Raw genomic sequence first — 1,340 nt, 5'->3', positions numbered from 1 at the left:
CCACTGTTGTGCACCCCCGCCAGAGCGGACACGACCGCAGCGACTTCCCCCTGATTACGCCGCTGCGCCGCGATCAGATGCACCGACTCGACGTCCTCCAGCACACCCTGCGCAAGCCCCGTCAGCACACCATCAGGACCCACCTCCACGAACCGGGTGACGCCCTCGCCCACCAGCCGCTCCACCGCATCGGCGAAGCGGACCGCGTCACGGACGTGCCGCACCCAGTACTCCGGATCCGTCACCTCACCGGCCGCCACCACCGGCAGCACCGGGGCGCTGTACGACAGCGACTGCGCGACCGCCCGGAAGTCGTCCAGCATCGGCTCCATCAACGGCGAATGGAACGCGTGCGACACCTTCAGCCGGGACGTCTTACGGCCCAGCGCGGTGAAGTGAGCGGTGATCTCCTCGACCGCCTCCGCCTCACCCGAGACAACAACCGAGGCCGGCCCGTTGACCGCCGCGATCGAAACCACGTCGGTCAGCAGAGGACGTATTTCCTCTTCGGTGGCCTGGACGGCGGCCATCGCGCCGCCCTCCGGCAACGCCTGCATCAACCGGCCCCGCGCCACCACCAACCGTGCCGCATCCTCCAACGAGAACACCCCCGCCACATGCGCAGCGGCGATCTCACCGACGGAATGCCCGGCCACGAAGTCCGGGCGCACACCCCACGACTCCAACAGTCGGAACAGGGCCACCTCGAACGCGAACAACGCCGGCTGCGCGAACTCCGTCCGCTCCAACCGTCCCGCATCCTCACCCCACACCACCTCGGACAACGGCAGACCCAACTCCGCCACCACCCGGTCAAACACCTCGGCGAACACCGGGAACGCCTCATACAACTCCCGGCCCATCCCCAGCCGCTGCGCACCCTGACCCGTGAACAAGAACGCCGAACGGCCACCCTTCACCGCCCGCACCACCCGCCCACGACCCTCCGCCACAGCCCGCAGACCCGACAACACCTCGCCGCGCCCCACACCCGTCACAGCGGCACGGTGCTCGAACGCCACCCGCTCCACCGCCAACGACCGCACCACACCCTCCAAGGACAGCTCCGGACGCCCCTCCAACCACGCCACCAGCCTCGCCGCCTGAGCAGACACACCAGCAGCACTCTTCGCCGACACCAGCACCGGAACCGACACCGGCCCGGCACCGCCGACAACCGCCGCCTCCGCCGCCGCCTCCTTCTCCTCCTCCGGAGCCTGCTCGATGATCACGTGCGCGTTCGTACCGCTCAGCCCGAACGACGACACACCCGCACGCCGAGCACGCCCCGTCTCCGGCCACTCGCGTGCCTCGGTCAGCAGCTCGACGTCACCCTCCGA

The 1,340-nt window shown here is 69.6% G+C and carries 1 protein-coding gene; it reads right to left on the bottom strand.

Annotation, left to right across the window (positions count from 1 at the left end; all coding sequences use genetic code 11):
• The coding region (locus tag ACFUOZ_RS21380) for an acyltransferase domain-containing protein (RefSeq protein WP_377552053.1) at positions 1-1,319 on the bottom strand (1,319 nt) is incomplete at its 3' end.
• Positions 1,320-1,340: the final 21 nt, after the last annotated feature.

It is taken from the genome of Paenarthrobacter sp. NPDC057355 (genome assembly GCF_042667405.1).
Taxonomy (GTDB): domain Bacteria; phylum Actinomycetota; class Actinomycetes; order Actinomycetales; family Micrococcaceae; genus Arthrobacter.
This window is presented reverse-complemented; position numbering and strand designations above follow the sequence as displayed.